This window comes from Pseudomonas sp. NPDC089918, from assembly GCF_050280605.1.
Taxonomy (GTDB): domain Bacteria; phylum Pseudomonadota; class Gammaproteobacteria; order Pseudomonadales; family Pseudomonadaceae; genus Aquipseudomonas.
In genome coordinates, this window is record NZ_JBNNVP010000008.1 from 71,454 (window position 1) to 95,642 (window position 24,189).

General features: G+C 58.5%; 21 protein-coding genes. 14 read left to right on the forward strand and 7 right to left on the reverse strand.

Translation table 11 applies throughout. The annotated features are described in order from the left end of the window. Window positions 1-107: 107 nt before the first annotated feature. Window positions 108-1,253 (forward strand): MFS transporter, encoded by a 1,146-nt coding sequence (locus ACQKPC_RS08260; RefSeq protein ID WP_427624056.1) that lies wholly within the window; start codon window positions 108-110, stop codon window positions 1,251-1,253. A 185-nt stretch (window positions 1,254-1,438) separates the two neighbouring features. Here ACQKPC_RS08260 and ACQKPC_RS08265 read toward each other — a convergent pair whose 3' ends face one another. Then, on the reverse strand, window positions 1,439-3,022 hold the full coding sequence (locus ACQKPC_RS08265; protein WP_427624057.1) for a phospholipase D family protein: 1,584 nt from the start codon (window positions 3,020-3,022) through the stop codon (window positions 1,439-1,441). Between the two features lie 278 nt (window positions 3,023-3,300). On the opposite strand from ACQKPC_RS08265, the gene ACQKPC_RS08270 reads away from it, so the two are divergent. From ACQKPC_RS08270 to ACQKPC_RS08285, 4 genes are all read left to right on the forward strand, one after another. Next, on the forward strand, window positions 3,301-3,951 hold the full coding sequence (locus ACQKPC_RS08270; protein ID WP_427624058.1) for a DUF1120 domain-containing protein: 651 nt from the start codon (window positions 3,301-3,303) through the stop codon (window positions 3,949-3,951). 116 nt (window positions 3,952-4,067) lie between these two features. Beyond that, window positions 4,068-4,772, forward strand: a complete 705-nt coding sequence (locus tag ACQKPC_RS08275) for a fimbria/pilus chaperone family protein (protein WP_427624059.1) — start codon at window positions 4,068-4,070, stop codon at window positions 4,770-4,772. Further along, window positions 4,772-7,213 (forward strand): fimbria/pilus outer membrane usher protein, encoded by a 2,442-nt coding sequence (locus ACQKPC_RS08280; protein ID WP_427624060.1) that lies wholly within the window; start codon window positions 4,772-4,774, stop codon window positions 7,211-7,213. Before ACQKPC_RS08275 ends, ACQKPC_RS08280 begins: the two co-directional genes overlap by 1 nt. A 14-nt stretch (window positions 7,214-7,227) precedes the next feature. Next, window positions 7,228-7,752, forward strand: a complete 525-nt coding sequence (locus ACQKPC_RS08285) for a hypothetical protein (RefSeq protein WP_427624061.1) — start codon at window positions 7,228-7,230, stop codon at window positions 7,750-7,752. 4 nt (window positions 7,753-7,756) lie between these two features. On the opposite strand, the gene ACQKPC_RS08290 is transcribed toward ACQKPC_RS08285, so the two are convergent. Then, entirely contained in the window at window positions 7,757-9,175 is a 1,419-nt protein-coding gene (locus ACQKPC_RS08290) for a PLP-dependent aminotransferase family protein (RefSeq protein WP_427624063.1), read from the reverse strand. A gap of 179 nt (window positions 9,176-9,354) precedes the next feature. On the opposite strand from ACQKPC_RS08290, the gene ACQKPC_RS08295 reads away from it, so the two are divergent. Next, window positions 9,355-9,600 (forward strand): DUF1127 domain-containing protein, encoded by a 246-nt coding sequence (locus ACQKPC_RS08295; protein ID WP_427624064.1) that lies wholly within the window; start codon window positions 9,355-9,357, stop codon window positions 9,598-9,600. Window positions 9,601-9,744: 144 nt separating this feature from the next. On the opposite strand, the gene ACQKPC_RS08300 is transcribed toward ACQKPC_RS08295, so the two are convergent. Then, window positions 9,745-11,058 carry an NAD(P)/FAD-dependent oxidoreductase gene (locus ACQKPC_RS08300; protein ID WP_427624065.1) on the reverse strand — a complete coding sequence of 438 codons (1,314 nt, stop codon included), beginning with the start codon at window positions 11,056-11,058 and terminating at the stop codon, window positions 9,745-9,747. 147 nt (window positions 11,059-11,205) lie between these two features. Here ACQKPC_RS08300 and ACQKPC_RS08305 point away from each other — a divergent pair, with 147 nt between their 5' ends. Continuing rightward, the gene (locus tag ACQKPC_RS08305; protein ID WP_007894729.1) at window positions 11,206-11,559 is read left to right on the forward strand and encodes a YkgJ family cysteine cluster protein; all 354 of its coding nucleotides are present in this window, start codon (window positions 11,206-11,208) and stop codon (window positions 11,557-11,559) included. Between the two features lie 118 nt (window positions 11,560-11,677). Here the strand turns inward: ACQKPC_RS08305 and ACQKPC_RS08310 are convergent, their stop codons facing one another. Beyond that, window positions 11,678-12,166, reverse strand: coding sequence for an Lrp/AsnC ligand binding domain-containing protein (locus tag ACQKPC_RS08310; RefSeq protein WP_003206849.1), 489 nt, complete (start codon window positions 12,164-12,166; stop codon window positions 11,678-11,680). A gap of 156 nt (window positions 12,167-12,322) precedes the next feature. On the opposite strand from ACQKPC_RS08310, the gene dadA reads away from it, so the two are divergent. From dadA to ACQKPC_RS08340, 6 genes are all read left to right on the forward strand, one after another. After that, window positions 12,323-13,627, forward strand: coding sequence for a D-amino acid dehydrogenase (gene dadA, locus ACQKPC_RS08315; protein WP_427624066.1), 1,305 nt, complete (start codon window positions 12,323-12,325; stop codon window positions 13,625-13,627). Further along, complete coding sequence (locus tag ACQKPC_RS08320; RefSeq protein ID WP_007894740.1) at window positions 13,599-13,952, forward strand: RidA family protein; 354 nt, start codon at window positions 13,599-13,601, stop codon at window positions 13,950-13,952. The genes dadA and ACQKPC_RS08320 overlap by 29 nt, the downstream gene beginning before the upstream one ends. 110 nt (window positions 13,953-14,062) lie before the next feature. Continuing rightward, window positions 14,063-15,136, forward strand: a complete 1,074-nt coding sequence (alr, locus tag ACQKPC_RS08325) for an alanine racemase (RefSeq protein ID WP_427624068.1) — start codon at window positions 14,063-14,065, stop codon at window positions 15,134-15,136. A gap of 128 nt (window positions 15,137-15,264) precedes the next feature. After that, the gene (locus ACQKPC_RS08330; RefSeq protein WP_008073360.1) at window positions 15,265-15,813 is read left to right on the forward strand and encodes a cupin domain-containing protein; all 549 of its coding nucleotides are present in this window, start codon (window positions 15,265-15,267) and stop codon (window positions 15,811-15,813) included. A gap of 182 nt (window positions 15,814-15,995) precedes the next feature. Next, on the forward strand, window positions 15,996-16,412 hold the full coding sequence (locus ACQKPC_RS08335) for a c-type cytochrome (protein ID WP_123720235.1): 417 nt from the start codon (window positions 15,996-15,998) through the stop codon (window positions 16,410-16,412). A 134-nt stretch (window positions 16,413-16,546) separates the two neighbouring features. Continuing rightward, a complete protein-coding gene (locus ACQKPC_RS08340; protein WP_427624071.1) occupies window positions 16,547-18,496 on the forward strand; it encodes an acetyl-CoA hydrolase/transferase C-terminal domain-containing protein in 1,950 nt (649 codons plus the stop codon). 305 nt (window positions 18,497-18,801) lie between these two features. On the opposite strand, the gene ACQKPC_RS08345 is transcribed toward ACQKPC_RS08340, so the two are convergent. Further along, the gene (locus ACQKPC_RS08345) at window positions 18,802-19,725 is read right to left on the reverse strand and encodes a hypothetical protein (protein WP_427624072.1); all 924 of its coding nucleotides are present in this window, start codon (window positions 19,723-19,725) and stop codon (window positions 18,802-18,804) included. A gap of 453 nt (window positions 19,726-20,178) precedes the next feature. Between ACQKPC_RS08345 and ACQKPC_RS08350 the strand changes: the two genes are divergently transcribed. Then, entirely contained in the window at window positions 20,179-21,327 is a 1,149-nt protein-coding gene (locus ACQKPC_RS08350) for a hypothetical protein (RefSeq protein WP_401175548.1), read from the forward strand. Between the two features lie 150 nt (window positions 21,328-21,477). On the opposite strand, the gene ACQKPC_RS08355 is transcribed toward ACQKPC_RS08350, so the two are convergent. Continuing rightward, window positions 21,478-22,050 (reverse strand): xanthine phosphoribosyltransferase, encoded by a 573-nt coding sequence (locus ACQKPC_RS08355; protein ID WP_007934646.1) that lies wholly within the window; start codon window positions 22,048-22,050, stop codon window positions 21,478-21,480. Between the two features lie 69 nt (window positions 22,051-22,119). Next, window positions 22,120-24,129, reverse strand: coding sequence for a DNA helicase Rep (gene rep, locus ACQKPC_RS08360; RefSeq protein WP_427624074.1), 2,010 nt, complete (start codon window positions 24,127-24,129; stop codon window positions 22,120-22,122). Window positions 24,130-24,189: the final 60 nt, after the last annotated feature.

Here is a 24,189-nt window from a genome sequence, read left to right on the forward strand (position 1 = left end):
GCGGTGTAACAGCCAACATCAATGTTGGATGTGATGGCCTCTTCGCGAGCAAGCCTGCTCCCACAGTGTTTTGTGCTGTACATAAAATATCCACAGGAGTGTGGAACATGCGTTGGGCGACGTATTTCGCCGTTTTGGCGTCTGTCTTGAGTGTCGGCCTGGCCCTGGGTGTCAGCATGCCGTTGGTATCGCTGCGTCTGGAAGGCTGGGGTTATGGCTCGTTCGCGATCGGCGTGATGGCGGCGATGCCGGCCATTGGCGTACTGCTGGGGGCGAAAGTCTCCAGCCACCTCGCGGCCCGTCTTGGCACGGCCAATCTGATGCGCCTGTGCCTGTGGGCCGGGGCAGTATCCATCGGTTTGCTGGCAGTGTGGCCGAGCTACCCGGTCTGGTTGGTGTTGCGGTTGATGATCGGGGTGATCCTGACCCTCGTCTTTATCCTCGGTGAAAGCTGGATCAATCAACTGGTGGTTGAGCAATGGCGCGGTCGGCTGGTGGCGCTGTACGGCAGCAGTTACGCGTTGAGTCAGCTGGCCGGGCCGTTATTGTTGGGGGCGTTGGGCACCGAGCATGATTATGGTTTCTGGGTTGGTGTCGGTTTGCTGATGACGTCACCGTTCTTGCTGTTGGGCCGCGGCGGCGCACCCACCAGCGAAGCTTGCAGCGTAACCCTCGGTGACTTGTTGACCTTCTGCCGCGGCTTGCCGGCGATTGCCTGGGCGGTGTCGCTGTTCGCGGCGTTCGAAGCGATGATCCTGACCTTGCTGCCGGTCTATTGCCTGCGTCAGGGCTTCACCACGGAAATCGCCTTGGCGATGGTCAGTACCGTGGTGGTGGGTGATGCCTTGCTGCAATTGCCGATTGGCGCGCTGGCCGATCGCTTGTCACGGCGTACGTTGTTCACCAGCTGTGCGATGCTCTTGTTGCTGTCGAGTCTGGTGATTCCATTGCTGATCGACACGCTGTTGATCTGGCCGCTGTGGGTATTGTTTGGCGCCAGTGCCGGCGGTTTGTTCACCTTGTCGCTGATCTTGATTGGCGAGCGCTATCGCGACGATGCCTTGGTGCGCGCCAATGCCCATATCGCACAGTTATGGGGAATTGGTTGCCTGATCGGCCCCTTGGCGGCCGGTGCCGGGAGCCAGTGGATCAGCGGGCATGCCTTGCCGTTGCTGATGGCGGCGGGCGCGTTGGGGCTGGTGATTCTGGTATCGCGGCAAGGGGCGTTTGGGACAGTTGCCGAACCGGCCTGAGCGCCGCACAAAACCTGTGACAAGGGGCTTGTCTGTGGCGAGGGAGCTTGCTCCCGTTGGGTCGCGCAGCGGCCCTGAATCATGCGCCACCGCTTATTCAGGTAGAACACGGATGCCGGTTTGCGACTGCTGCGCAGCCGAACGGGAGCAAGCTCCCTCGCCACAATTCATCACCAGCATCCTGACTACAACATCCGCTCCAGGCCGACCATGCTGCTGAGCCATGAATTGAAGTGTCGCCACCAGCCTCCCGGTTCTTTGGTCAATGTGCGCTGCTTGTCGTCATCTTCGGTGACCCAGACAATCTGCCCCTTTTCCAGCCGGGCCTGATAGCTGAGGGCAGGCGCCATACCCTCCAGTGCCAGTTCGCGCACCCGCCCGGCGAGCTGCGGGTTGTCCACCAGTACCCCGACTTCGGTGTTCCACAGTACCGAGCGCGGGTCGAAATTGAACGAGCCGATAAAGGCTTTCTGTCGGTCGAAAATCATCGCCTTGCTGTGCAGGCTGGAGCCGGAACTACGGTAGGAGCTGCTGCCGCCGTGAAACAGGTTCGATCCGCTATCGCCGTTGTCTCCATTGTCGCCGGGCTGACGGCGTAATTCGAACAGCTGCACCCCATGCTCCAGCAAGGCTTTGCGATAAGGCGCGTAACCACCATGCGTGGCCGGTACGTCGGTGGCTTCCAGTGAGTTGGTCAGCACACTGACCGATACGCCGGCATCGGCGCGACCGGTCAGGTAAACCAGCCCCGGTTGGCCGGGTACGAGGTAGGCCGAGACCATGATCAGCTCTTTGCTGACCCCATTGAGCTCGGGCGCCAACTGAGTAGTCAGCAGCAAGTGTGGGTCAGGTTCGCCGTCGGACAGCACCTTGCTCGGTGCGTCCCACAATGCCTGGTTCCAGGCCCAGATCAGCTCCCGGCGCCAGACATCCAGGCGCGGGTGAGTGGTGTAGGACATTAACTGCTGATAAAGCGCGTGGTTCTGTTTGCGCGTTTCCTCCAGGGATTCGTCCAGTCGGGTCCGGGTGTTTCTCAGATCCCTGGCTGTCGGCTTGGTCGAGAGAAACTGCTCGATCGGCTTGCTCAGGGCGCTGTTCCAGTACTGGTCGAAGCTGTGTCCCAACTGCTCTGCAACCGGGCCGACACTGAGCATGTCGATGTCGGTGAAATTCAGGTTGGGCTCGGCATCGAAATACTCGTCCCCCAAGTTACGCCCGCCAACGATCGCCGCGCTGTTGTCCGCCACCCACAGTTTGTTGTGCATGCGCCGGTGTTGCTGCGACAGGTTGAAGAACCGGCCCATCGTTCGCGTAACGACGGTGCTGCGGCCCAGGTGCAGCGGGTTGAACACGCGGATCTGAATCTTCGGATGGACGGCGAGGGTCGCGATGATCTGGTCCAGGCCATCGCTGGTGGTGTCGTCGAGCAAAATCCGCACCCGCACGCCGCGGTCGGCGGCCTTGAGCAACTCGCTCACCAGTATTCGTGTGCTGATGCCGTCATGGACGATGTAGTACTGCAGATCGAGGCTGCTTTGGGCGTTGCGAATCAGCTCGGCGCGGGCGGTGAAGGCCTCGGCGCTGTCGGAGAGCAAGCGAAAACCCGATTGGCCCTCATGGGGGGCAGCCTGTGCCTGGATCGACCGCCCGAACGCCGAGTTCGCCGCCGGTAGGGCCTGACTCGATTCGCGGACGACATCAAGGCTGGTGCAACTGCCGAGCAACAAGGCGAGCAACAAAGCGAAGGGCCGGACCGGAATGAGTATCAAGGCAGGATTTCTCGCGTCGGGGTCACGGAAGTATGGCACGGCATTGGGATCACACACGTTTGAAGGGTGGTATGACCGTGATTGATCGGATCCATCGGTGATAACCGAAAAGAGCCACTGGTTCTGTCGCGGATGCCCCATTGATATGGCGACTTCTCCTACATAAAAAACCTACAAGAAACGGAATGATCGCCGGGTATTCGACGTGTCGGAAGAAAGCGTGATTTCCCGCTGCATTCGACGCGTTGGTACTTTCATCCATTCACAGGTAAGTGTTTATGAAGAAGCTTTTTTTGATGGCCGCTTTAACAGCAGCCATCACTCCATTAGCCGTTCAAGCGGCAAGTGTCGACCTGAACGTCAGCGGTACGGTCATTCCGACTTCCTGCATTCCTGCTTTCGCCGGTGGCAGTAACGTCGATCTGGGGCGGATCTTTTCCTCGACGTTGAGCGCGACAACACAAAACGATCTCCCGCCGCGAGACATCACGTTGAAGATCGCATGCGATGCACCCGCTGCGGTGGAGATTGCAGTCACGGACAATCGGGGCGGTACCAAAGTGTCGGGCCTCAAGTTCAATGGCATCTCCGGTGATCACCTTTACTATGGCCTCGGCAGCACGAATGGCGTCGGCATCGGCGGCTTCGGCCTACTGACCGGCCAGCCCCTGACCGATGGCAACCCGCAGACTTTCCTGGTGCGCTCTCCGGCCAATCCGGTATGGCGAGTTCCGGTCAGCGGCCTGATGTCCAACGCCCCGGTTTCCTATTCCTGGGGGCCTGGTGCAGCAGCCGGCCCGGCCGCCGCGCGTCTGCATGTCTTTCCGATGAAAGTGGCTGCGGCTATTCGCCCGACCTCCGAACTGCCCGCGACCACCGACGAGTTTCCCCTCGACGGTTCGGTGACGTTCGACGTGTTCTACCTCTGAGCCGACGCGGCATAACGGGCTGACGGTCATACCGCTATTGGCCGTTTCCTGGCGTGTCATCGGGCATCGACAGGCATTGCGTTCGCCGTGCTGGTCGATGCCCTCTGGAGAATTTCATGTGTCCCCCTAAATCTTTGCAGGCGCTCGGCGCCATTGCAGGCCTGTGCCTGTCATTTTTCAGTGCGCTGACGATGGCGGCTGGCATGGTGCCGCAAACCCCTGTCGTAATAGTCGATGAGGCATTGGGCGAAGCGACCCTCAATGTCAAAAACTCCGACGAACAACCGGCATTGCTCTACAGCACGATCGAACACATCGCAGAGGATGACGAACCGCTGTTGCTGCTGACTCCGCCCGTGGCCCGGGTTGAGCCGGGGCAGAGCCAGCAGGTCAGGTTCATCTTGCGCAGCACCAAACCTCTGGAAACCGAACGCCTGAAACGGGTGGTGTTCGAGGGGATAAAGCCTCGTCAAGGCGCCGACGGTGCTCGGCTCAGCCTGGGCGTGCGGCAGAACATTCCGGTGATCCTGCGCCCGGCCAACTTGGCAGTGGACCGCGCGCCCTGGAAACATCTGCTCTGGAGCGTTGTTGGCGACCGGGTGCAAGTGAGCAATCCCGGCCCCTATGTAGTGCGGCTCGCCAAATCGGTGAGCTTGATCCCCAGCGGCGTGATGCTCGATCTCGGGCGCACCTACATTCTGCCCGGCGAAGTACTGACGCTCACCGCCGTGTCGACGTTGGGCACCCATGTGCGGATTTTTCCCGCGACGACTTATGGATTCGCGGTCGACAGCCATGATGCGCCGTTGAGCAGCCGATAATGAGTCGCCGCAAGCGTTGGTATGGCGGCTCACGTTGCTGGGTCGGCAGTCTGGTTCTGGTGATTGATGTGACCGGAAAAGCCTGGGGCGAAACGCCGATCGAATTCGATCGCTCGGTGCTTGAGGCCCGGGGTATCGACCCGAAAGTCGCCGAGCATTTTCGCGATTTACCCCGTTTTCAGGCCGGCCGTACGCGAGTCCTCTTGCACGTCAATGGCTCGCCCATCGGGCAGGTGCTGGCCACCTTCGATGACGAAGGCCAGTTATGCCTTGATGCGAACCTGCTCGATTATGCCGGTATTGCTGCGCCGCCAGGTTTGCCCGACAGTGCTGACGACAAAGCGTGTTTACGGGCAACGGAGGGGATAGCCGCTGCGCAAGTGCGACTCTCTCCAGGCCAGCAACAAGTGGCGCTTTTGGTTCCCACTGATCTGTTGCTCGCGCAGCCTCGGCTGCAGCGAAACTGGGCGTCAGGCGGTGTGGCGGGGGTGTTGAACTATGACGCGCTAGTGGTTTCCAGCTCAGGCGCGGACGCCTCCAGGCAGTATCGCAACCTGGGAACGGAACTGGGGTTCAATGCCGGAGACTGGGTCGTGCGCAGTCGCCAGAATTACACCGCCTTCGAGGGGGTGGCGCGGTTCGAGACGTTGTACACCCAGGCATCGCGAACCTGGGAGCGTTATCAGGCCAATGTACAACTTGGTCAGCTCAATATGAGGTCGTCGCTGTTTGCCGGTGAGCCCTTTACCGGCATTCAGGTCCTGCCGGAAACAGCGTTCGCCTTGCGCAGTCAGGAAGGCCTTGGCGTCGGAACGGCGGTTGAAGGGATAGCTTACTCACCGTCACGGATAGAAGTGCGCCAAAGCGGTGTCGTGATTTACACCACCCTGGTTCCCGCTGGGCCATTCACCTTGCGTGATCTACCTGTACTCAGCCTTCAACTGGACCTCGAAGTCACAGTGATCGAAGAAAGCGGCGAACAGCGCCACTTCCGGGTGCCGGCAGCCAATGTGCGTCCGCTGAGTGGGTTGACCCCACCGGGCTTCGCCATCGCGGCGGGCCAGGTACGGCGGTTCACCCATGACGAGCGTGAGACACCCTCGTTTTTTGCCGCCAGCAAGGATTGGCAGTGGGGCTCGGACTCGTTATTCACCGCCGGTTGGATGGGGAGCAGCGCCTATCAGTCATTGGGCTGGGGGGTGCAACAAGCCTTGACGCGCGACTCGATGGTGAGCATTCAGCACTTGAGTTCGCGTACAGCGTCAGCGGGGCAGGGCCAAAGCCTGCAGGCGACTTTCAGCACCTCGTTGGGCCCCGGTTTGTCCGCCAGCTTGACCGCAGCTCAGCGCACTAGCGGGTTTCGAACCTTGGCGGACATCGGGTCGGAATCTCTGAACGATGACCCTTATGGCCGGGCAGAACGTCAATGGGGTGCTTCAGTTAATTATTCAGATCGGCATTGGGGCGCGTTCAGCGGTTCGATGACCCGCTATGCCATGGCCGGTAGCCCGGATCGATCGCGGATCAGTGCTTCATGGTCTCGGGAATTCGGTGCTGCCAACCTGTCGCTGAATGTGCAACGCGAAAGTGGTGACGATGATCGCGGTACCGGCGTTTACGCCACCCTTGGCTTTCCCCTCGGGCGAAACCGTAGTCTGAGGGTATACGGTCGTCAGGATCGCCAGCAGGGGATGCGCACCGGCGCACGTTACAACGAACAAGTCAGCGAGACATCGAGCTACAGCATCAATGCCGAACGTGCCGATACCGGTCAGACAAATCTCGGCGGGCGCATCAGTCTGCTGCCTCGTTACACCAGTGTCGACCTCGGCTATTCGCACAGCAGTGTCGGCACCCGCAGCTATGATTTCGCGTTGCGCGGCGGTGTGGCTGTTCACGAAAGTGGACTCACGCCGTCACCTTATGCACTGCGCGATACTTTTGGTCTGCTGAAGATTGGCTCCGATGCCGGGATAAAAATCAGTACGCCTCAGGGACCGGTCTGGACCGATGGCACTGGCAGGGCGGTAGCGGCCAGCCTGCCGGCGTACCAGAGCAGTCGTCTGGAAATAGACACCGTCAGCCTGCCGCGTAATGTCGAAGTGCTCAATGGTTTTCAGGAAATCGAAACCGGACGCGGCGCGGTACCTCGACTCGACTTTAAGCTGAGCAGCGCCCGCCGGCTGATGCTGCATGTGCGAACCGAGGCCGGGCAGTGGGTACCCAAGGGAGGGGCGGTGTACGACAGCGAGGGTGTGTACCTGACCAGTGTGGTTGAGACCGGTCTGGTGTACATCGCCGATGCTCCCGAGTGGCTTGGGCTGCAATTGACGTTGCCCGACGATCGTCGCTGCCTGCTTGAGTTCGACACCCGCCAACTCCCAGAAACCACCGCGCCTTACCAGGCCGCCGAAGTGACCTGTCGGGCGGGTGATAGTTGATCCAGAGGACGTTCATGAAAGATTTTGTCAGGCTCTTGTTGCTGGCATTGTGGCCGGTCGCGCTACCGAGTTATGCGCAGGCGGACTGCACGATGCAGCTCAATCCCATGGTGCTGGATTATGGTTCGCATACCCGTGATGGCTTGCAGGCGTCGAATACGGGGTCGGCTCTGAGTTTCGGCATTCGGCGGATATATCTGAACGTGCAATGCAGCGAGCCGCAACCGATGACGCTACGGTTCGAGGCGCCGGCTGTCGACGCGCAGCACTATCGGTTCGGGCCGGGCTTTATGCAGCTGCGTCTGGTCGCTGCACGACTCGATGGCCAGGCAGTCAACTGGCTAAGAGAATCCGACGGCGCGCACAACGTAGCGCTGCTGCGGCCAGGCGATCGCATCCGACCCAGGCTCGACGGTCAGCCTCTGGCTGGCCAGCATTGGCGCCTGGAACTGGATATCGAAACCCTCGTCCCCCCACAAGCGACACGCGTTCGCGACATAACCCCGTTCCAGGCATGGGGGCGATTTCAGCTGGACTGATCGTTCAGCCTTCAGCCAGCAATTTGATAGCTGTCGCACCGACCTTGCGCACTGCTTCTTCGATCTGCGGGGTTGTTTTGGCAGCGTAGTTCATCCGCAGGCAATTGCGGTATTTGCCCGAGGCGGAAAAGATACTGCCGACAGCAATCTGTACGCCTTGATCATGCAGCGCCCGATTGAGTTTCAGGGTATCGAAGCCCTCCGGCAGTTCGACCCACAGCATGAAGCTGCCTTGCGGGCGGCTGGCCCGGGTGCCAGCGGGGAAATAGCGGGTCACCCAGTCGATCATCGCGTCGCGATTGCGCTGGTATTGCGTGCGCATCCGCCGCAAATGCGGTTCGAAGTGCCCGGCCTTGAGAAACTCGGCAATCGCAATCTGCGGCTGCGGCGCGGTGGAGCCGGTGCTGATGTACTTCATGTGCAGCACCCGTTCCAGATAACGGCCCGGTGCGACCCAGCCAATGCGCAGGCCTGGTGCCAGGGTCTTGGAAAAAGAACTGCAGAGCAGGACGCGGCCGTCTTCGTCGAAGGATTTGATCGTGCGTGGGCGAGGGTAGGTGTAGGCCAGTTCGCCATACACATCGTCCTCGATAATCGCCACGTCAAAACGCTGTGCGAGTGTCAACAACGCACGTTTGCGCGCCTCCGGCATGATGTAGCCCAGCGGGTTGTTGCAGTTGGGGGTCAACTGTATGGCCTTGATCGGCCATTGCTCCAATGCCAGTTCCAAAGCTTCGAGGCTGATGCCGGTGAGCGGATCAGTAGGGATTTCCAGCGCTTTCATGCCCAGGCCTTTGAGCGTCTGCATGGCGCCGTGAAAGCTCGGCGAATCCACGGCGACGATGTCACCCGGCTCGCAGATGGCGCGGATGCTGGTGGACAGTGCTTCGTGGCAACCGGTAGTGATCACCAGATCGTTGGCGCCCAACTGGCAACCAGAGTCGAGCATCAGGCGAGCGATCTGTTCGCGCAATTCAAGGGTGCCATAGATGTTGTCGTAATACAGGCCGGGCATGTCCTGCCGACGGCTGATTCGCGCCAGGCTGCGCAGCAGCGGTTTCATGGTCGGCGTGGTGATGTCTGGCATGCCGCGACCCAGCTGCACGACGTCCTTGCGCGGTACGGCGCGGATCAGTTCCAGCACTTGATCCCACTGCGAAATATCCACCGGTCGCTGGGCCGGCCGGCCAACCACTGGCAGCTCCGGCAGTTCGCGACTTACGGGCACGAAGTAGCCGGACTTGGGTTTGGGCATCGCCAGGCCAACGTCTTCCAGCACTCGATAGGCCTGCTGCACCGTGCTCAGGCTGACCCCGTGTTCGACACTCAGTGCCCGCACCGAGGGCAACCGGTCACCGGGGCGATAGAAGCCCTGTTCGATACGCGTGCCGAGCAATTCGGCGAGATTGACATAGAGGGTCATGGCGCAGTCTCGGTATGGGTGATTCGGTTGACCAGTACAGATGGGGTGAATATATGTGATTCAGACGCTGAAACGGGAAATCTGTATGGAGTTAATACACCATCGTTGAATCTGTAATGCTTTTCGCCGTCCGCGCATCATGAAAGCTCTGGCTACCCAAGTAAACAGGAGCGACGAAAATGAACGGCTTGAGCGATGTGCGGCTGACGTTACACAGTCAGGAACTGGCGGCAGGGCAAAAAAACGGCGCACGCGAGGCAGTGATGCGCAACGCACCGTCCGGCCTGGGTCGCTGGGGTCTGTTCTGGCATCGTCTGCACACGCGCAAGGTGTTGCTGGAATTGACGCCGGAACAGCTCAGGGATGTCGGATTGAGTCAGGAGCAGGCGCGGGAGGAGGGGCTTAAGCCGTTCTGGCGGATCTGAGTTTTGCGGTGTTCTTTAAATCTATTCGCGAGCAAGCCCGCTCCCACATTTGATCGTCAACGAACGCAGATTTTGTGTTCGACAACGATTAAATGTGGGAGCGGGCTTGCTCGCGAAGGCGTCGACACAGACGCCGAAAATCTTTCAGACCAATTCTTTGAACCGATGCCACAACATCCCCAACGCCAACAGCGGAGAACGCAAATGCTTGCCACCCGGGAAGGTGATATGCGGCACCTTGGCAAACAGGTCGAAACCTCCGCTCTGCTGGCCGCTGATGGCCTCAGCCAACAACTTGCCCGCCAGATGCGTGGCGTTCACCCCATGGCCGGAATAGGCCTGGGCGTAATACACATTCGGCTGCTCCTTGAGCCGACCGATCTGCGGCAGGCGATTGGCGCCGATGCCAATCATCCCGCCCCATTGATAGTCGATTTTCACCCCGGCCAGTTGCGGGAACACGGCCAGCATCTTCGGTCGCATGTAGGCGGCGATGTCTTTCGGGTCGCGCCCTGAATAATGGCAGGCACCGCCGAACAGCAAACGTTGGTCGGCCGAGAGTCGGTAGTAATCCAGCGCCACCCGTTGATCGCAGACCGCCATGTTTTGCGGTAGCAAGGCGTGGGCCTGTTCTTCACTCAAGGGTTCGGTGGCGATGATATAACTGCCGGCGGGCAGCACCTTGCCGCCGAGTTGCGGGTTGAGATCGTTGAGGTAGGCGTTGCAACCCAGCACCAGCGTCTTCGCGCGAACCGTGCCCTGGGCGGTGTGGACTTTGACCTCGGGGCCGTAATCGATGCGGGTCACCGCCGATTGTTCGAACAGCTTCACGCCCAATTGCCCGGCGGCTGCCGCTTCGCCGAGTGCCAGGTTCAAGGGGTGCAGATGCCCGGAGCCCATGTCGATCAAACCGCCGACGTAGCGATCGGAACCCACCACGCTGTGCATTTCGTGGGCTTGCAGCAGACGGGTTTCGTAACGATAACCGAGGCCGTGCAGCTCGATGGCGTCTTCGGCGAAGCCTTCCAGGTCTTGAGCCTTGTTGGCGAGATCGCAGTAGCCCCAGGTCAGGTCGCAAGGGATCTGAAAACGCTCGATCCGCTGTCGGACGATTTCCACCGCTTCCAGACCCATCAGTTTCATCTGACGCACGCCGTCGACGCCGATCACGTTGGCGAATTGATCGAGACCATGGCCGACGCCCCGAATCAACTGCCCGCCATTGCGTCCACTGGCGCCCCAACCGATTTTGTGCGCTTCCAGCAGCACCACGCTGAAGCCGCGTTCGGCCAGTTCGAGCGCGGTGTTCAGCCCGGAGAACCCGCCGCCCACCACGCACACGTCCGCAATCAACTCACCTGTGAGTACCGCGAGATCGGGCTGCGGCAGGCTGCTGGCGGCGTAATAAGAGGCCGCGTGTTGATGGCTCGAGGCAGGTTGCTGAACGGGGGCGTTCATGTGGTCATCCTGGGTGCATGTGTTTGAAAAAGTTGACGGAGCATAAGCCGCCGCTTCGGACACGGGCAACACCGGTCGGTTGGCGCTGTCTGGATCGGGGTTTTTGCGTCAGAATCCCGGTCTATTTCGTATTCGGTCACCGCTTCGATGAGTTGCAACAGTCAGAAAATTCGCACGCTGCGCCAACAGATTCCCTCTTTCGAGTGCGTGCCCGGCTGCCATGACTGCTGTGGGCCGGTGACCACCTCGCCCGAAGAAATGTCCCGCCTGCCGCGCAAGACCCGGGCGGAGCAGGATGCGGCGATGGATGAACTCAATTGCGTCCATCTGGGCCCCAATGGCTGCACGGTGTATGACGAACGACCGCTGATCTGTCGGCTGTTCGGCACCACCAAGACATTGCCATGCCCCAACGGGCGGCGACCGGTGGAGCTGATCCATCCGCGGGTCGAGAAGCAGATTCATGAGTACATGGCTTCTACCCGGCAGGTGCTGGTTTGATCGTTCCCACGCTCTGCGTGGGAATGCCTCTTCGGACGCTCTGCGTTCGGCTCTGGATGGGACGCAGAGCGTCCCGGGCTGCATTCCCGCGCGGAGCGTGGGAACGATCGGTGTAGGCTCAATCCGGAATCGGCAGGTTCAAGCTCTCTTTCACTTCTTCCATCACGATATAGCTCTTGGATTCGCGCACATGCGGCAGCTTGAGCAGGATGTCGCCCAGCAGTTTGCGGTACGAGGCCATCTCGGAAATCCGTGCTTTCACCAGGTAATCGAAATCCCCTGACACCAAATGGCATTCCAGTACGTGGGGCAGTTTCAGCACCGCGCGTCGGAACTCTTCGAAAGTATCACCGGATTTGTAGTCGAGGCTGATCTCGACGAACACCAGCAGGCTACCCTTCAGGTGCTGCGGATTCAGGCGGGCGTTGTAGCCCATAATGATCCCTTCGCGCTCCAGTCGCCGTACCCGCTCGGTGCAGGGCGTGGTGGAGAGGCCGACCTTTTCCCCGAGCTCGGTGAAGGAAATGCGCCCGTCCGCTTGCAGGATCCGCAGGATGTTGCGGTCGATCTTGTCCAGCTCACGTTTGGTCTGGGTGTTGGTCCGCATAGGGGATGCGCCTCCGTGAAAAGGGTTTTTGCCGAGAATTGTCGCCAAATATAGGCACTTATATAGTGAAAAGCACTGGCTAATCTTTTTTAAACTGCCCACATCTTCGGTCTGCACAATAAACGTCAGCGGTAAGCCGCGATGAGGGATATGAAAATGCGCGTTCTGGTCTTGGGTAGCGGCGTCATCGGTACCGCCAGTGCCTATTATCTGGCACGGGCTGGCTTTGAAGTGACGGTTGTCGACCGCCAACCAGCGCCGGCCATGGAAACCAGTTTCGCCAACGCCGGGCAGGTTTCGCCGGGTTATGCCTCGCCGTGGGCCGCGCCGGGCGTGCCGCTCAAAGCCATCAAGTGGCTGTTGCAGCGTCACGCGCCATTGGCGATCAAGGCCACCGCCGACATCGACCAATACCTGTGGATGGCGCAGATGCTGCGCAACTGCACCGCCAGCCGTTATGCGGTGAACAAGGAGCGCATGGTGCGCCTGTCCGAGTACAGCCGCGACTGCCTCGACGAATTGCGCGCCGAAACCGGTATTGCCTACGAAGGCCGCAGCCTCGGTACTACCCAACTGTTCCGCACCCAGGCGCAGCTCGATGGCGCCGCCAAAGACATCGCCGTGCTGCAAGAGTCCGGCGTGCCGTTCGAACTGCTCGACCGCGCCGGCATTGCCCGGGTTGAGCCGGCCCTGGCCAGTGTCACCGACATCCTCGCCGGTGCCTTGCGCCTGCCGAATGACCAGACCGGCGACTGCCAGATCTTCACCACCCGCCTGGCCGAAATGGCCACGAAACTGGGTGTGGAATTCCGTTTTGGCCAGGACATCCAGCGCCTCGACTTCGCCGGTGATCGCATCAACGGCGTGTGGATCGACGGCAAGCTGGAAACCGCCGACCGCTACGTGCTGGCGCTGGGCAGCTACTCGCCGCAATTGCTCAAGCCGTTGGGCATTCGGGCGCCGGTGTATCCGCTCAAGGGTTACTCGCTGACCGTGCCGATCATCAACCCGGCGATGGCCCCGACGTCGACCATTCTCGACGAGACCTATAAGGTCGCGATCACCCGTTTCGACAATCGCATCCGCGTCGGCGGCATGGCGGAAATCGCCGGTTTTGACCTGTCGTTGAACCCGCGCCGGCGCGAAACCCTGGAGATGATCGTCAACGACCTTTATCCTCAGGGCGGCGATCTGCCCCAGGCGAGCTTCTGGACCGGCCTGCGTCCGACCACTCCGGACGGCACCCCGATTGTCGGCGCCACGCCGTTCAAAAATCTGTTTCTGAATACGGGCCACGGCACGCTCGGCTGGACCATGGCCTGTGGCTCCGGTCGTTTGCTGGCCGATCTGATGGCGAAGAAAACGCCGCAGATCAGCGCCGAAGGCCTCGATATTTCCCGTTATGGCAACAAACTCAAGGAGTCCGCAAAACATGTCAATCCAGCGCCAGCTCACCAATGAGCGCATGAGCCAGATCGTTGTCCACAACAGTACGGTGTATCTGGCAGGGCAGGTCGGCGATGACATGAGCGCCGGGATTGAACAGCAGACCCGTGAAACCCTCGCCAACATCGAGCGTTTGCTGGATCTGGCGGGGACCGACAAGAACCGCCTGCTGTCGGTGACGATTTACCTGAAAGACATCGATGCGCACTTCGCAGGCATGAATTCGGTGTGGGACCAGTGGCTGCCAAAAGGCGTCGCACCGGCCCGCGCGACGGTCGAATCGAAGCTGTGCGAACCGCAAATCCTGGTTGAGCTGTCGGTTGTGGCCGCGCTGCCATAACGCTCTACCGTAAAGCCAAGCCAGAAAGATCCCTCTCCCGGCGCTGTTGGCGGTTCACGCTGTCAGCCAGCGCCGGTTTTTTTTCAATGACCGACTAGAAGTCTGCCGCCATGCGTCCAGCCCGTGCCCTGATCGACCTTCAAGCCCTGCGCCACAACTACCGGATCGCCCGCGAAGTCACCGGGGCCAAGGCCCTTGCGGTGATCAAGGCCGATGCCTACGGCCATGGCGCGGTACGCTGCGCCCAGGCGCTGGAAGCCGAGGCGGACGGGTTTGCCGTGGCGTGCATCGAAGAAGCTTTGGAGCTGCGCGCCGCTGGCATTCGTGCGCCGGTGTTGTTGCTCGAAGGCTTTTTCGAAGCCGATGAGCTGTCGCTGATCGTCGAGCATGACTTCTGGTGTGTGGTGCATTCGCTGTGGCAGCTCGAGGCCATCGAAAAAGCCGCGCTGAGCAAACCGATCACGGTCTGGCTCAAGCTCGACTCCGGCATGCATCGGGTTGGCCTGCACCCGGCGGATTACCAGGCGGCCTATCAACGGCTGCTGGCCAGCGGCAAAGTGGCGAAGATCGTGCTGATGAGTCACTTTGCTCGCGCCGATGAGCTGCATTGCCAGACCAGCGCCGAGCAGGTCGCGGTGTTCGAGGCGGCGCGTCAGGGGTTGTCGGCTGAAATCAGCCTGCGTAATTCGCCGGCGGTGCTCGGTTGGCCGCAGATTCCGAGCGATTGGGTGCGCCCGGGCATCATGCTCTACGGCGCAACGCCTTTCGAAGAGGCCAATGCCGTGGCGTCCCGCCTGCAACCGGTGATGACCCTGGAATCGAAAGTGATTTGCGTGCGTGAACTGCCGGCCGGCGAACCGATTGGTTACGGCGCGAAATTCATCACGCCCAAGCCGATGCGCGTGGGCGTGGTGGCGATGGGTTATGCCGACGGCTATCCACGTCAGGCACCGACCGGTACGCCCGTGATGGTCGCCGGGCAGCGCAGCCAGTTGATTGGCCGCGTGTCGATGGACATGCTCTGCATCGACCTGACCGACGTGCCGCAAGCCGACCTTGGTTCGACCGTCGAGTTGTGGGGCAAAAATATCCTCGCCAGTGACGTTGCGACGGCCGCGGGCACGATTCCTTACCAGATATTCTGCAACCTGCGTCGAGTGCCGCTGCTCTATTCCGGGGCCTGACGAAAAACGTTCCCGACCGAAAGTCGCTTCGCCAAACAGGATTCAGGCCCAAGTGTTGTAAATACTGAACGCTGTCGCCATGATAACGCTCAATATTTCTACAACCTGAACCCCTGGAGGCTCCAGCATTGGACGTCGGTGAACGACTGCAATCGATCCGTAAGCTCAAAGGTCTTTCCCAGCGTGAGCTCGCCAAACGCGCGGGTGTTACCAACAGCACCATTTCGATGATCGAGAAGAACAGCGTCAGCCCCTCGATCAGTTCGCTGAGGAAGGTACTGGGCGGGATTCCCATGTCCATGGTCGAGTTCTTTTCCGAAGAAATCCTGCAGGAAATACCGACTCAGATCGTTTACAAAGCCCACGAGCTGATCGACATTTCCGATGGGGCAGTGACCATGAAACTGGTCGGTCGGGCTCACCCGAGCCGGGCTATTGCATTCCTCAACGAAATCTACCCGCCAGGCGCCGACACGGGTGAAGAGATGCTCACCCATGAGGGCGAGGAAACCGGGATTCTGGTGGAAGGGCGGCTGGAACTGGTGGTCGGGCTCGAAACATTTGTGCTCGAAGCCGGCGACAGCTACTACTTTGAAAGTACCAAGCCGCATCGTTTCCGTAATCCGTTCGATGCTCCGGCGCGACTAATCAGCGCAGCTACCCCGGCGAATTTCTAAGAGAAGAGGCGTCCTGCCCGGATTGCGCAGACGCCCCTGCTGTATTTCCTTCCCACGATAAGACCCCTTCGACTTTGGGGTTGTTTCAGTGTGGCGGGCTTACCGCTATACTTGCGCCCGCCTGCGAACCGTGGCCGTGGGCGTGACTAGCCACCATTGAGGGTGAACGCGTGAATCTAATTATGAAAATGCTGGCCGTACCAGCAACCGTATTGGCCCTTTGGGCAGTCAGCGCACAAGCAGCAACCAACGACGATATTGCTAAACGTCTTGAGCCAGTCGGCCAGGTTTGTGTGCAGGGTAAAGAGTGCAAGGGGATGGAAGTCGCAGCATCAGCTGGTGGCGGTGGTGGTGCCAAGACCCCTGACGAAGTGATTGCGAAACATTGCAACGCTTGCCACGGTACCGGCCTGTTGGGCGCACCGAAAATCGGTGATGCTGCAGCCTGGGGCGAGCGCGCCAAGAAAGAAGGCGGCCTGGACGGCTTGCTGGCGAAAGCAATCTCCGGCATCAATGCGATGCCGCCAAAAGGCACCTGCGCCGATTGCGCCGATGCTGAGCTCAAGGGCGCCATCCAGAAGATGTCTGGCCTGAAATAAGCCTTCATTTTCAACGAAAAGCCGCTTATGAGCGGCTTTTTTGTGTCTGCGATTTACCCCTGAGGCTATGCTTTGCAGCAAAGACCCGGCAAGCTCGGTCCAACCCCAATTCATGGAACGGGCGGGAGGATCAGATGGTGCAGTTGTGTTCTATCGAACAGGCGGTCGATGACGTCCTGGTGCGGTTGCCGGCGCATATCCATATGGGATTGCCGCTGGGACTGGGCAAACCCAATCACTTCGTCAACGCGCTGTATCAACGGATCGCGCAACTGCCCGAGCGGCAACTGACGATTTACACCGCCCTGTGCCTCGGACGCCCGCCATTGGGCGACGGCTTGCAAAAGCGCTTCCTCGAGCCCTTCATCGAGCGGGTGTTTGGCGATTACCCGGAGCTGGATTTCCTCGCCGACCTGCATCGCGACAGCCTGCCGGCCAACATTCACGTCAATCAATTCTTCCTGCAGCCAGGCAGCCTGCTTAACAGCGCATCGGCCCAGCAGGATTACGTCAGCAGCAATTACAGCCACGCGGCCCGGGACATCAATGCCGCTGGCTTGAACCTGGTGGCGCAACTGGTCGCCAGCCACAGCGAGCATCCCGATCGCCTGAGCCTGAGCTGCAACCCGGATATCACCCTCGACTTGTTTCCGATGATCGCCAAGCGTCGGGCGGCGGGGGAGACGATCCTGATGGTGGGGCAGGTGCACAACGATTTGCCGTACATGCCCGGCGATGCGGAAATCGGCATCGACACCTTCGACCTGCTGATCGACGCGAAAGACAACACCACGCTGTTTTCCACGCCGAATATGCCGGTGGGTTTCCAGGATCATTTCATCGGGCTGCACGCCAGCACGCTGGTGCGCGACGGCGGCACCTTGCAAATCGGCATCGGTTCCATGGGCGATGCCCTGACGGCAGCGTTGCTGGCGCGGCAGGCTGACAGTGACGGTTACAGGGCGTTACTGGGGGATTTGAATCTCAGCCAGTGGGCGCAGTTGATTGAGCGTGAAGGAGGCATCGAACCGTTCGCCAAGGGCCTTTACGGTTGCAGCGAAATGTTCGTCAACGGCTTGTTGGTGTTGGCCGACGCCGGGATCGTGCGGCGCAAGGTCTACCCGGACGTGCCGACCCAGCAGCAGTCGAATGCCGGGACGCTGGACGAGGCCGCGCAGACTGACGGCATCTCGGTGCATGGCGGATTTTTCCTCGGGCCGCGCAGTTTCTACGAGCGCTTGCGCGAGTTGCCGCAGGCTAAGCGGCTCGAATTCAACATGACCCGCATCAGCTACATCAACGAGCTCTATGGCCAGGAGGAACTCAAACGCTTGCAGCGCCTTGATGCACGCTTCATCAACACGGTCTTCACCATGACCTTGCTCGGCGCCGGCGTGGCCGATCAACTCGAAGACGGGCGGGTGCTGAGCGGTGTCGGCGGGCAATACAACTTCGTCGTCCAGGGCCATGCGCTGGAAGGCGCGCGTTCGATCCTGCTGCTGCGCAGTTGGCGCGAGTCGGGCGGTGAAGTCAGTTCGAATATCGTCTGGGAATACGGCCACTGCACGATCCCACGACATCTGCGGGACATCGTCGTCACCGAGTACGGCATCGCCGATTTGCGGGGCAAGACCGACGCGGCGGTGATCGAGGCATTGCTGAATATCAGCGACTCACGTTTCCAGCCTGGGCTGATCGAGCAGGCGCAGAGCGTTGGCAAATTGCCGAAGCATTTTCGCCTCGATCCGCGTTTCGCCGACAACAGCCCACAGCGGTTGCAGGCCATTCAGGCGCGGCATTCGAATCTGTTTCCGGAATATCCGCTGGGCTGTGATTTCACCGCTGAGGAACGGGATCTATTGCGGGCGCTGAACTGGTTGAAGAGCAAGTTCAAGCTCACCGAGATACTGGAATTGGGCAAGGCTGCGCTGGATGCGCCAGCGCCTTCGGAATTTCCCGTGCATCTGGAAAGGATGCAGCTGACGAAACCGGAAGGGCTGAAGGAGGATTTGTTTCAGCGGTTGTTGCTGACCGGCCTGAAGGCTACTGCGGGCTTGCCCGCGATAGGAACCAGCTCGAAGTGAGTGTTTAAAAGTGTACACCGGCATACACCATGGCAATTCAACAGATCATCATGTTGGCGGAGCTGGCGGTAAAACGAATAATGTTTAAGGTTGAGGCGCACAAGTAGCCACTGGAAAAACGTGTATTCGTTCATCGCGAGCAGGCTCGCTCCCACTCGGATCTCCAGAGCATATAAATTCTGTGTCCGACGAACATCCAATTTGGGAGCGGCCTTGCTCGTGATAGCGATGTGTTCAGCGACTCCCCCATAGGGCCGCATGCGCAGGCGTTGTTGCGACAGAAGATTTTTAATTTTCTCAGGTGACTAGTGTATTGGATTTACGTTCACGGATGGACTAAGGAAGTCTATGTGATAACCGGAAGACCCATCACCAATAGCTAGGTGAACCCCGCTGATACCTTCATTCATTTGTGAGTTTATTTTATAATCAATTTTTAGTGCGATGGCATCGTTTACCCCAATGGCGAACTCCGTCAGCTTGAGTCCACGAAAGCCAGCCGCAAGATCCAGAAGTTTTATATGTTCCTCGTTGTTTATTTTTAGTGAAGTGATGGTGTTGTCTTTAATTGATAATAATCCACCTTCTTTCGCAATTCGGTCACTCAGCCATTTTAGGGAAGTTTTCAAGCCCTCTGGTAATAGCGGGTTAGGTTTTCTAAGTACTGTCAATATTCCAGCGATTTTTAATGTGCCGCTAAAAGAAAACGGACAGGGCTCTTGTGGGTTCATGTGTGCGTAATGAACTTCAAAAAATTCTGCTACAGACTGAACAAAGTCGTGAGAAACGTCTTCGGCAAGTAGCGCGTAAGGTTGGGCGTGCGGAAAAACTGAGACTTGCGCATCGGCACCATTACCAGACAGGAGAAATAACTCATTTGAGTTGAGCATGTTTAATACGGATCGTTGTGTGCATAAGGCATGTTCAAAATTGCAGCTCAGCAAAAGTTTGAGGCTATAGAGTGCAGCAGTTACGCTGGGTTCGAACACTTGAGTTGCGCAGAAAATGCTTTTCTTGCTTTCTGTGTTTTTTGCTAGTTCAAACGTCATTTTTGCAGCGTCATTGCTAAAAGAAAAAACAATACTGTTTTTTGGCAATTTCTTTAGTTTAGAAATATTGGCCGTATTGAACCCTAATAGCGCACATTCTCTGAGGAAGTCCTCTGAATCTGCAATGATGGATAATTCCTCATGGCCGAAGAGTGTCGATATCATATTCGGTGGCGACATAAAACCCTCCTTTTTTCAATGCGCGGCAAGAATACTCGCCGCGCATTGGTATTATTTATTCTTCGGTGTGAGCCCAAGCCAACGGTGCCCACCCAAAATTATCCGGGCCAGAAGTGATCCGGTTAAGCTTTTCTTTGACGACTTTTTCATTTTTCATCTGATCATCCTTTTTCATTTTTTGGTTTTTGCCCCCCGAACTGCTTGGGAGTGGAATAATTAATACAGAATTTTTTGATGTGTTAAATTATTTGTTGGGCGTTTTTTAGAATCAATTTATCTGGCGCGGGGCTCGAAGATTTAATTTGGTTATTTGTGTGGGGTGTATCTGTAGTCTTGTTCTGAAATTTTGGTATTTGCCATTTTTGGGTTGTGGTAGATGATCTTGTGTCGTTAGGTTTATTTATGGGCTTGTTTTTCTGGCTCGATATTCAACTGTAGGTCGAGGGTTATATAGTGCGCGCATCAAAGAAATATCTGACAGATACGTCTGTCCATCAGGCTCTATTATTGGATGATCTAACCGAAACAAAAGATCCCGATCACGCCGTTCGGTTGCTGCTAAATGAAATCCTCAAAGGACTCTCTGAAAAAGGTTGGCCTCAAGCGCAACTACAAACCGGGCCGAGGATTGTGTCTGCTGAGGAAAATTACGGTTTGCTCGGTTATGACCCGGCAGAGGTTACGCTGGGGAGTGAACACACCCGTTGGGTCGATGAGCACTCGCTGTTGCGAACACAAACCACCAGCCAGATCCCGGTAGCGCTTCAGCGAGCGGCTCAGGTGCGCCAGCCGGGACAGACGATATTGCTGGCAGCGCCAGGTATTACTTTCCGTCGTGATAGTCGGGATCGTTGGCATTGCGCGGAACCGCATCAAATGGATATTTGGGTGCTGGGAGATCCGGAACTGGCAACGCACGAGCATCTGTTGCGTTTGGTCGGCGATATACTTAAGTCCGCCGTTCCTGACAAACGTTGGGTCCATAGCAATAGTCCGCATCACTACACAGAGGGCGGAATCGAAGTAAATGTCTTGAATGATGGGGTTCCGGTTGAGGTACTTGAGTGTGGTCGTATTGCGAGGTCTTTGTTGGAACGCTTGAACATTGACCCGCTGCATCATGGAGGGTTGGCGCTCGGGATGGGGCTGGATCGCCTGACGATGTTGCGAAAAGGTATTCCAGATATTCGCTTGCTACGCGATCAGAATGTGCGAGTGCAGGCGCAGATGTATGATCTGAATCCATGGACCGCAGTATCTCGTTTGCCGTCTATTGCTCGTGACATTTCGTTGGCGGTAACGCCGGGGCTGAGCGAGGAAGTGTTGACCGAAAGAATGTTGCAGGCAGCCGGCGACTGCTCTGACTGGATCGAGGAGATGCAAGTTCAGGGGCGGTGGGCGTTCTCGGATTTACCCGCGCAGGCAATTGAACGGCTCGGGCTGCTGCCAGGCCAGGAAAATGTGCTTTTACGCGTGGTGCTGCGCGATTGTTCGCGATCAATCACTACCGCTGAGGCGAACGCCTTGTATGCGGACATTCAGGCAGCAATGCATGAAGGAGCGCCTGGGGCGGGTTACAGAATGGACCTGCCAAAGGCTTGAAACCGAGGTGTTCGAGTAATCACTGAATCGTCGCGTTATTGTCATCCCGGAACGTCACCCGGAGCGAGCTCTCTCCCACAATTGACCGAGTTGTCCAAGCGGACGCGGTTTAATGTGGGAGCGAGCAGGCAGCAGATGTGGTGTGGCGGTTTATTCGATGAAGGTTACAACGCCATCCTTCAGCGACTGCACCCGAGCCAACGATTCAACGCGATAACCCTGAGCATCCAGTTCTGCACGGCCGCCCTGGAACGACTTCTCGATCACAATACCCAAGCCGGCCACGGTCGCGCCGGCCTGTTTGATGATCGAGATCAACGCTTGCGACGCCTTACCGTTGGCCAAAAAGTCGTCGATGATCAGCACGCGGTCGCTGCTGGTCAGGTGGCGCGGGGAGATCGCCACGGTGCTTTCGGTCTGCTTGGTGAACGAGTAAACGGTCGCCGACAGCAGGTTTTCAGTCAGGGTCAGGGACTGATGTTTGCGGGCGAAAATCACCGGTACGCCAAGGTTCAGGCCGGTCATGATCGCAGGCGCGATGCCCGAGGCTTCGATGGTGACGATCTTGGTGATGCCCGAATCCTTGAACAGCGTGGCGAATTCGTCGCCGATCAGCTTCATCAGGGCCGGGTCGATCTGGTGGTTCAGAAAGGCGTCGACTTTCAGGACCTGGTCGGAAAGCACGATGCCTTCTTCGCGAATTTTCTTGTGCAGTGCTTCCATGAAGCTTTCCTCTACTGACGCCATGTGCGCCTGGCGTGTAAAAAATGTTCGGTTAAAAAGTAGCCAATTCTAGCGCTTTAACATCGCGCGTATATCCGCCAATGCGGTATTACCGCGGACGGCTTTGACTTCAACGGGAGTGTCGTCATTGCCTTCCCAGGCCAGGTCGTCCGGCGGCAGTTCATCGAGGAAGCGGCTGGGCGCGCAGTCGATGATCTCGCCGTATTGCTTACGCTTGGCAGCAAAGGTGAACGCCAACGTCTGACGCGCTCGGGTAATCCCGACGTAGGCCAGGCGACGCTCCTCTTCGATGGTGTCGGCTTCGATGCTGGAGCGGTGCGGAAGAATTTCCTCTTCCATGCCCATGATGAACACGTAAGGAAATTCCAGACCCTTTGAGGCATGCAAGGTCATCATCTGCACACCGTCGGCGCCGTCTTCCTCTTCCTGCTGACGCTCCAGCATGTCACGCAGGACGAGTTTGCCGATGGCGTCTTCGACGGTCATCTCGCCTTCTTCGTCTTTCTCCAGCGTGTTCTTCAGCGCCTCGATCAGGAACCAGACGTTACCCATGCGGTAATCGGCGGCCTTGTCGCTGGAGCTGTTGGTGCGCAGCCAGTTCTCGTAGTCGATGTCCATGACCATGCTGCGCAGGGCGGAGATCGGGTCTTCGCCGGCGCACTGCTCGCGGACCTTGTCCATGAAGCGCTTGAAGCGCGACAGGCGATCGGTGAAGCGCGTGTCCAGATGCTCGCCCAAACCGATTTCGTCGGTGGCAGCGTACATCGAGATTTTTCGCTCGGTGGCGTAGTTGCCCAGCTTCTCCAGCGTGGTCGAACCGATCTCCCTGCGTGGGACGTTGATCACCCGCAGGAAGGCGTTGTCGTCGTCCGGGTTCACGATCAGGCGGAAGTAGGCCATCAGGTCTTTCACTTCCTGACGTCCGAAAAAGCTGTTGCCGCCAGACAGGCGATACGGAATCTGGTGGTGCTGCAGCTTCAGCTCGATCAGCTTGGCCTGGTAGTTACCGCGATACAGGATCGCAAAATCGCTGTATGGCCGATCCGTGCGCAGGTGCAGGGTCAGCAGTTCAACGGCCACGCGCTCGGCTTCGGCGTCTTCGTTGCGGCAACGGATCACGCGGATCTCGTCGCCGTGGCCCATCTCGCTCCACAGCTGCTTTTCGAATTCGTGCGGGTTGTTGGAGATCAGCACGTTGGCGCAGCGCAGAATGCGGCTGGTGGAGCGGTAGTTTTGCTCGAGCATGACCACTTTCAGGGACGGATAGTCGTCCTTGAGCAGCATCAGGTTTTCCGGGCGGGCGCCGCGCCAGGCGTAGATCGACTGGTCGTCGTCGCCCACCACGGTGAACTGGTTGCGTTTACCGATCAGCAGTTTCACCAGCAAATACTGGCTGGCGTTGGTGTCCTGGTATTCGTCCACCAGCAGGTAGCGGACCTTGTTCTGCCATTTTTCCAGGATATCGTCGTGTTCCTGGAACAGTTTTACCGGCAGCAGGATCAGGTCGTCGAAGTCCACCGCGTTGAACGCCTTGAGCGTGCGCTGGTAGTGGGTGTAGACGATGGCGGCGGTCTGTTCCTTGGGATTGCGCGCGTTTTCCAGGGCTTCGGGCGGCAGGATCAGGTCGTTTTTCCACGAGCCGATCATGTTCTTGATCTCGTCGACGCCGTCGTCGCCCGAGTATTCCTTCTGCATGATGTCGGTCATCAGCGCTTTGACATCGGTCTCGTCGAAGATCGAGAAACCTGGCTTGTAGCCCAGCCGCACGTGTTCCTTGCGGATGATGTTCAGGCCCAGATTGTGGAAGGTGCAGACCGTCAGGCCACGGCCTTCGCCGCCCTTGAGCAGGGTGCCGACCCGTTCCTTCATCTCCCGCGCGGCCTTGTTGGTAAAGGTCATGGCGACGATGTACTGGGCACGGATGCCGCAACTCTGGATCAGATGCGCAATTTTGCGGGTGATCACGCTGGTCTTGCCGGAGCCTGCACCGGCGAGCACCAAAAGAGGGCCGCCGACGTAGCTCACGGCTTCTTGCTGCCGGGGATTGAGTCGGGACATACGAAATCAGGGAGTCATTAGCGAAATGGGCCGGCATTTTAACAGGCTCAGCGAATTGTG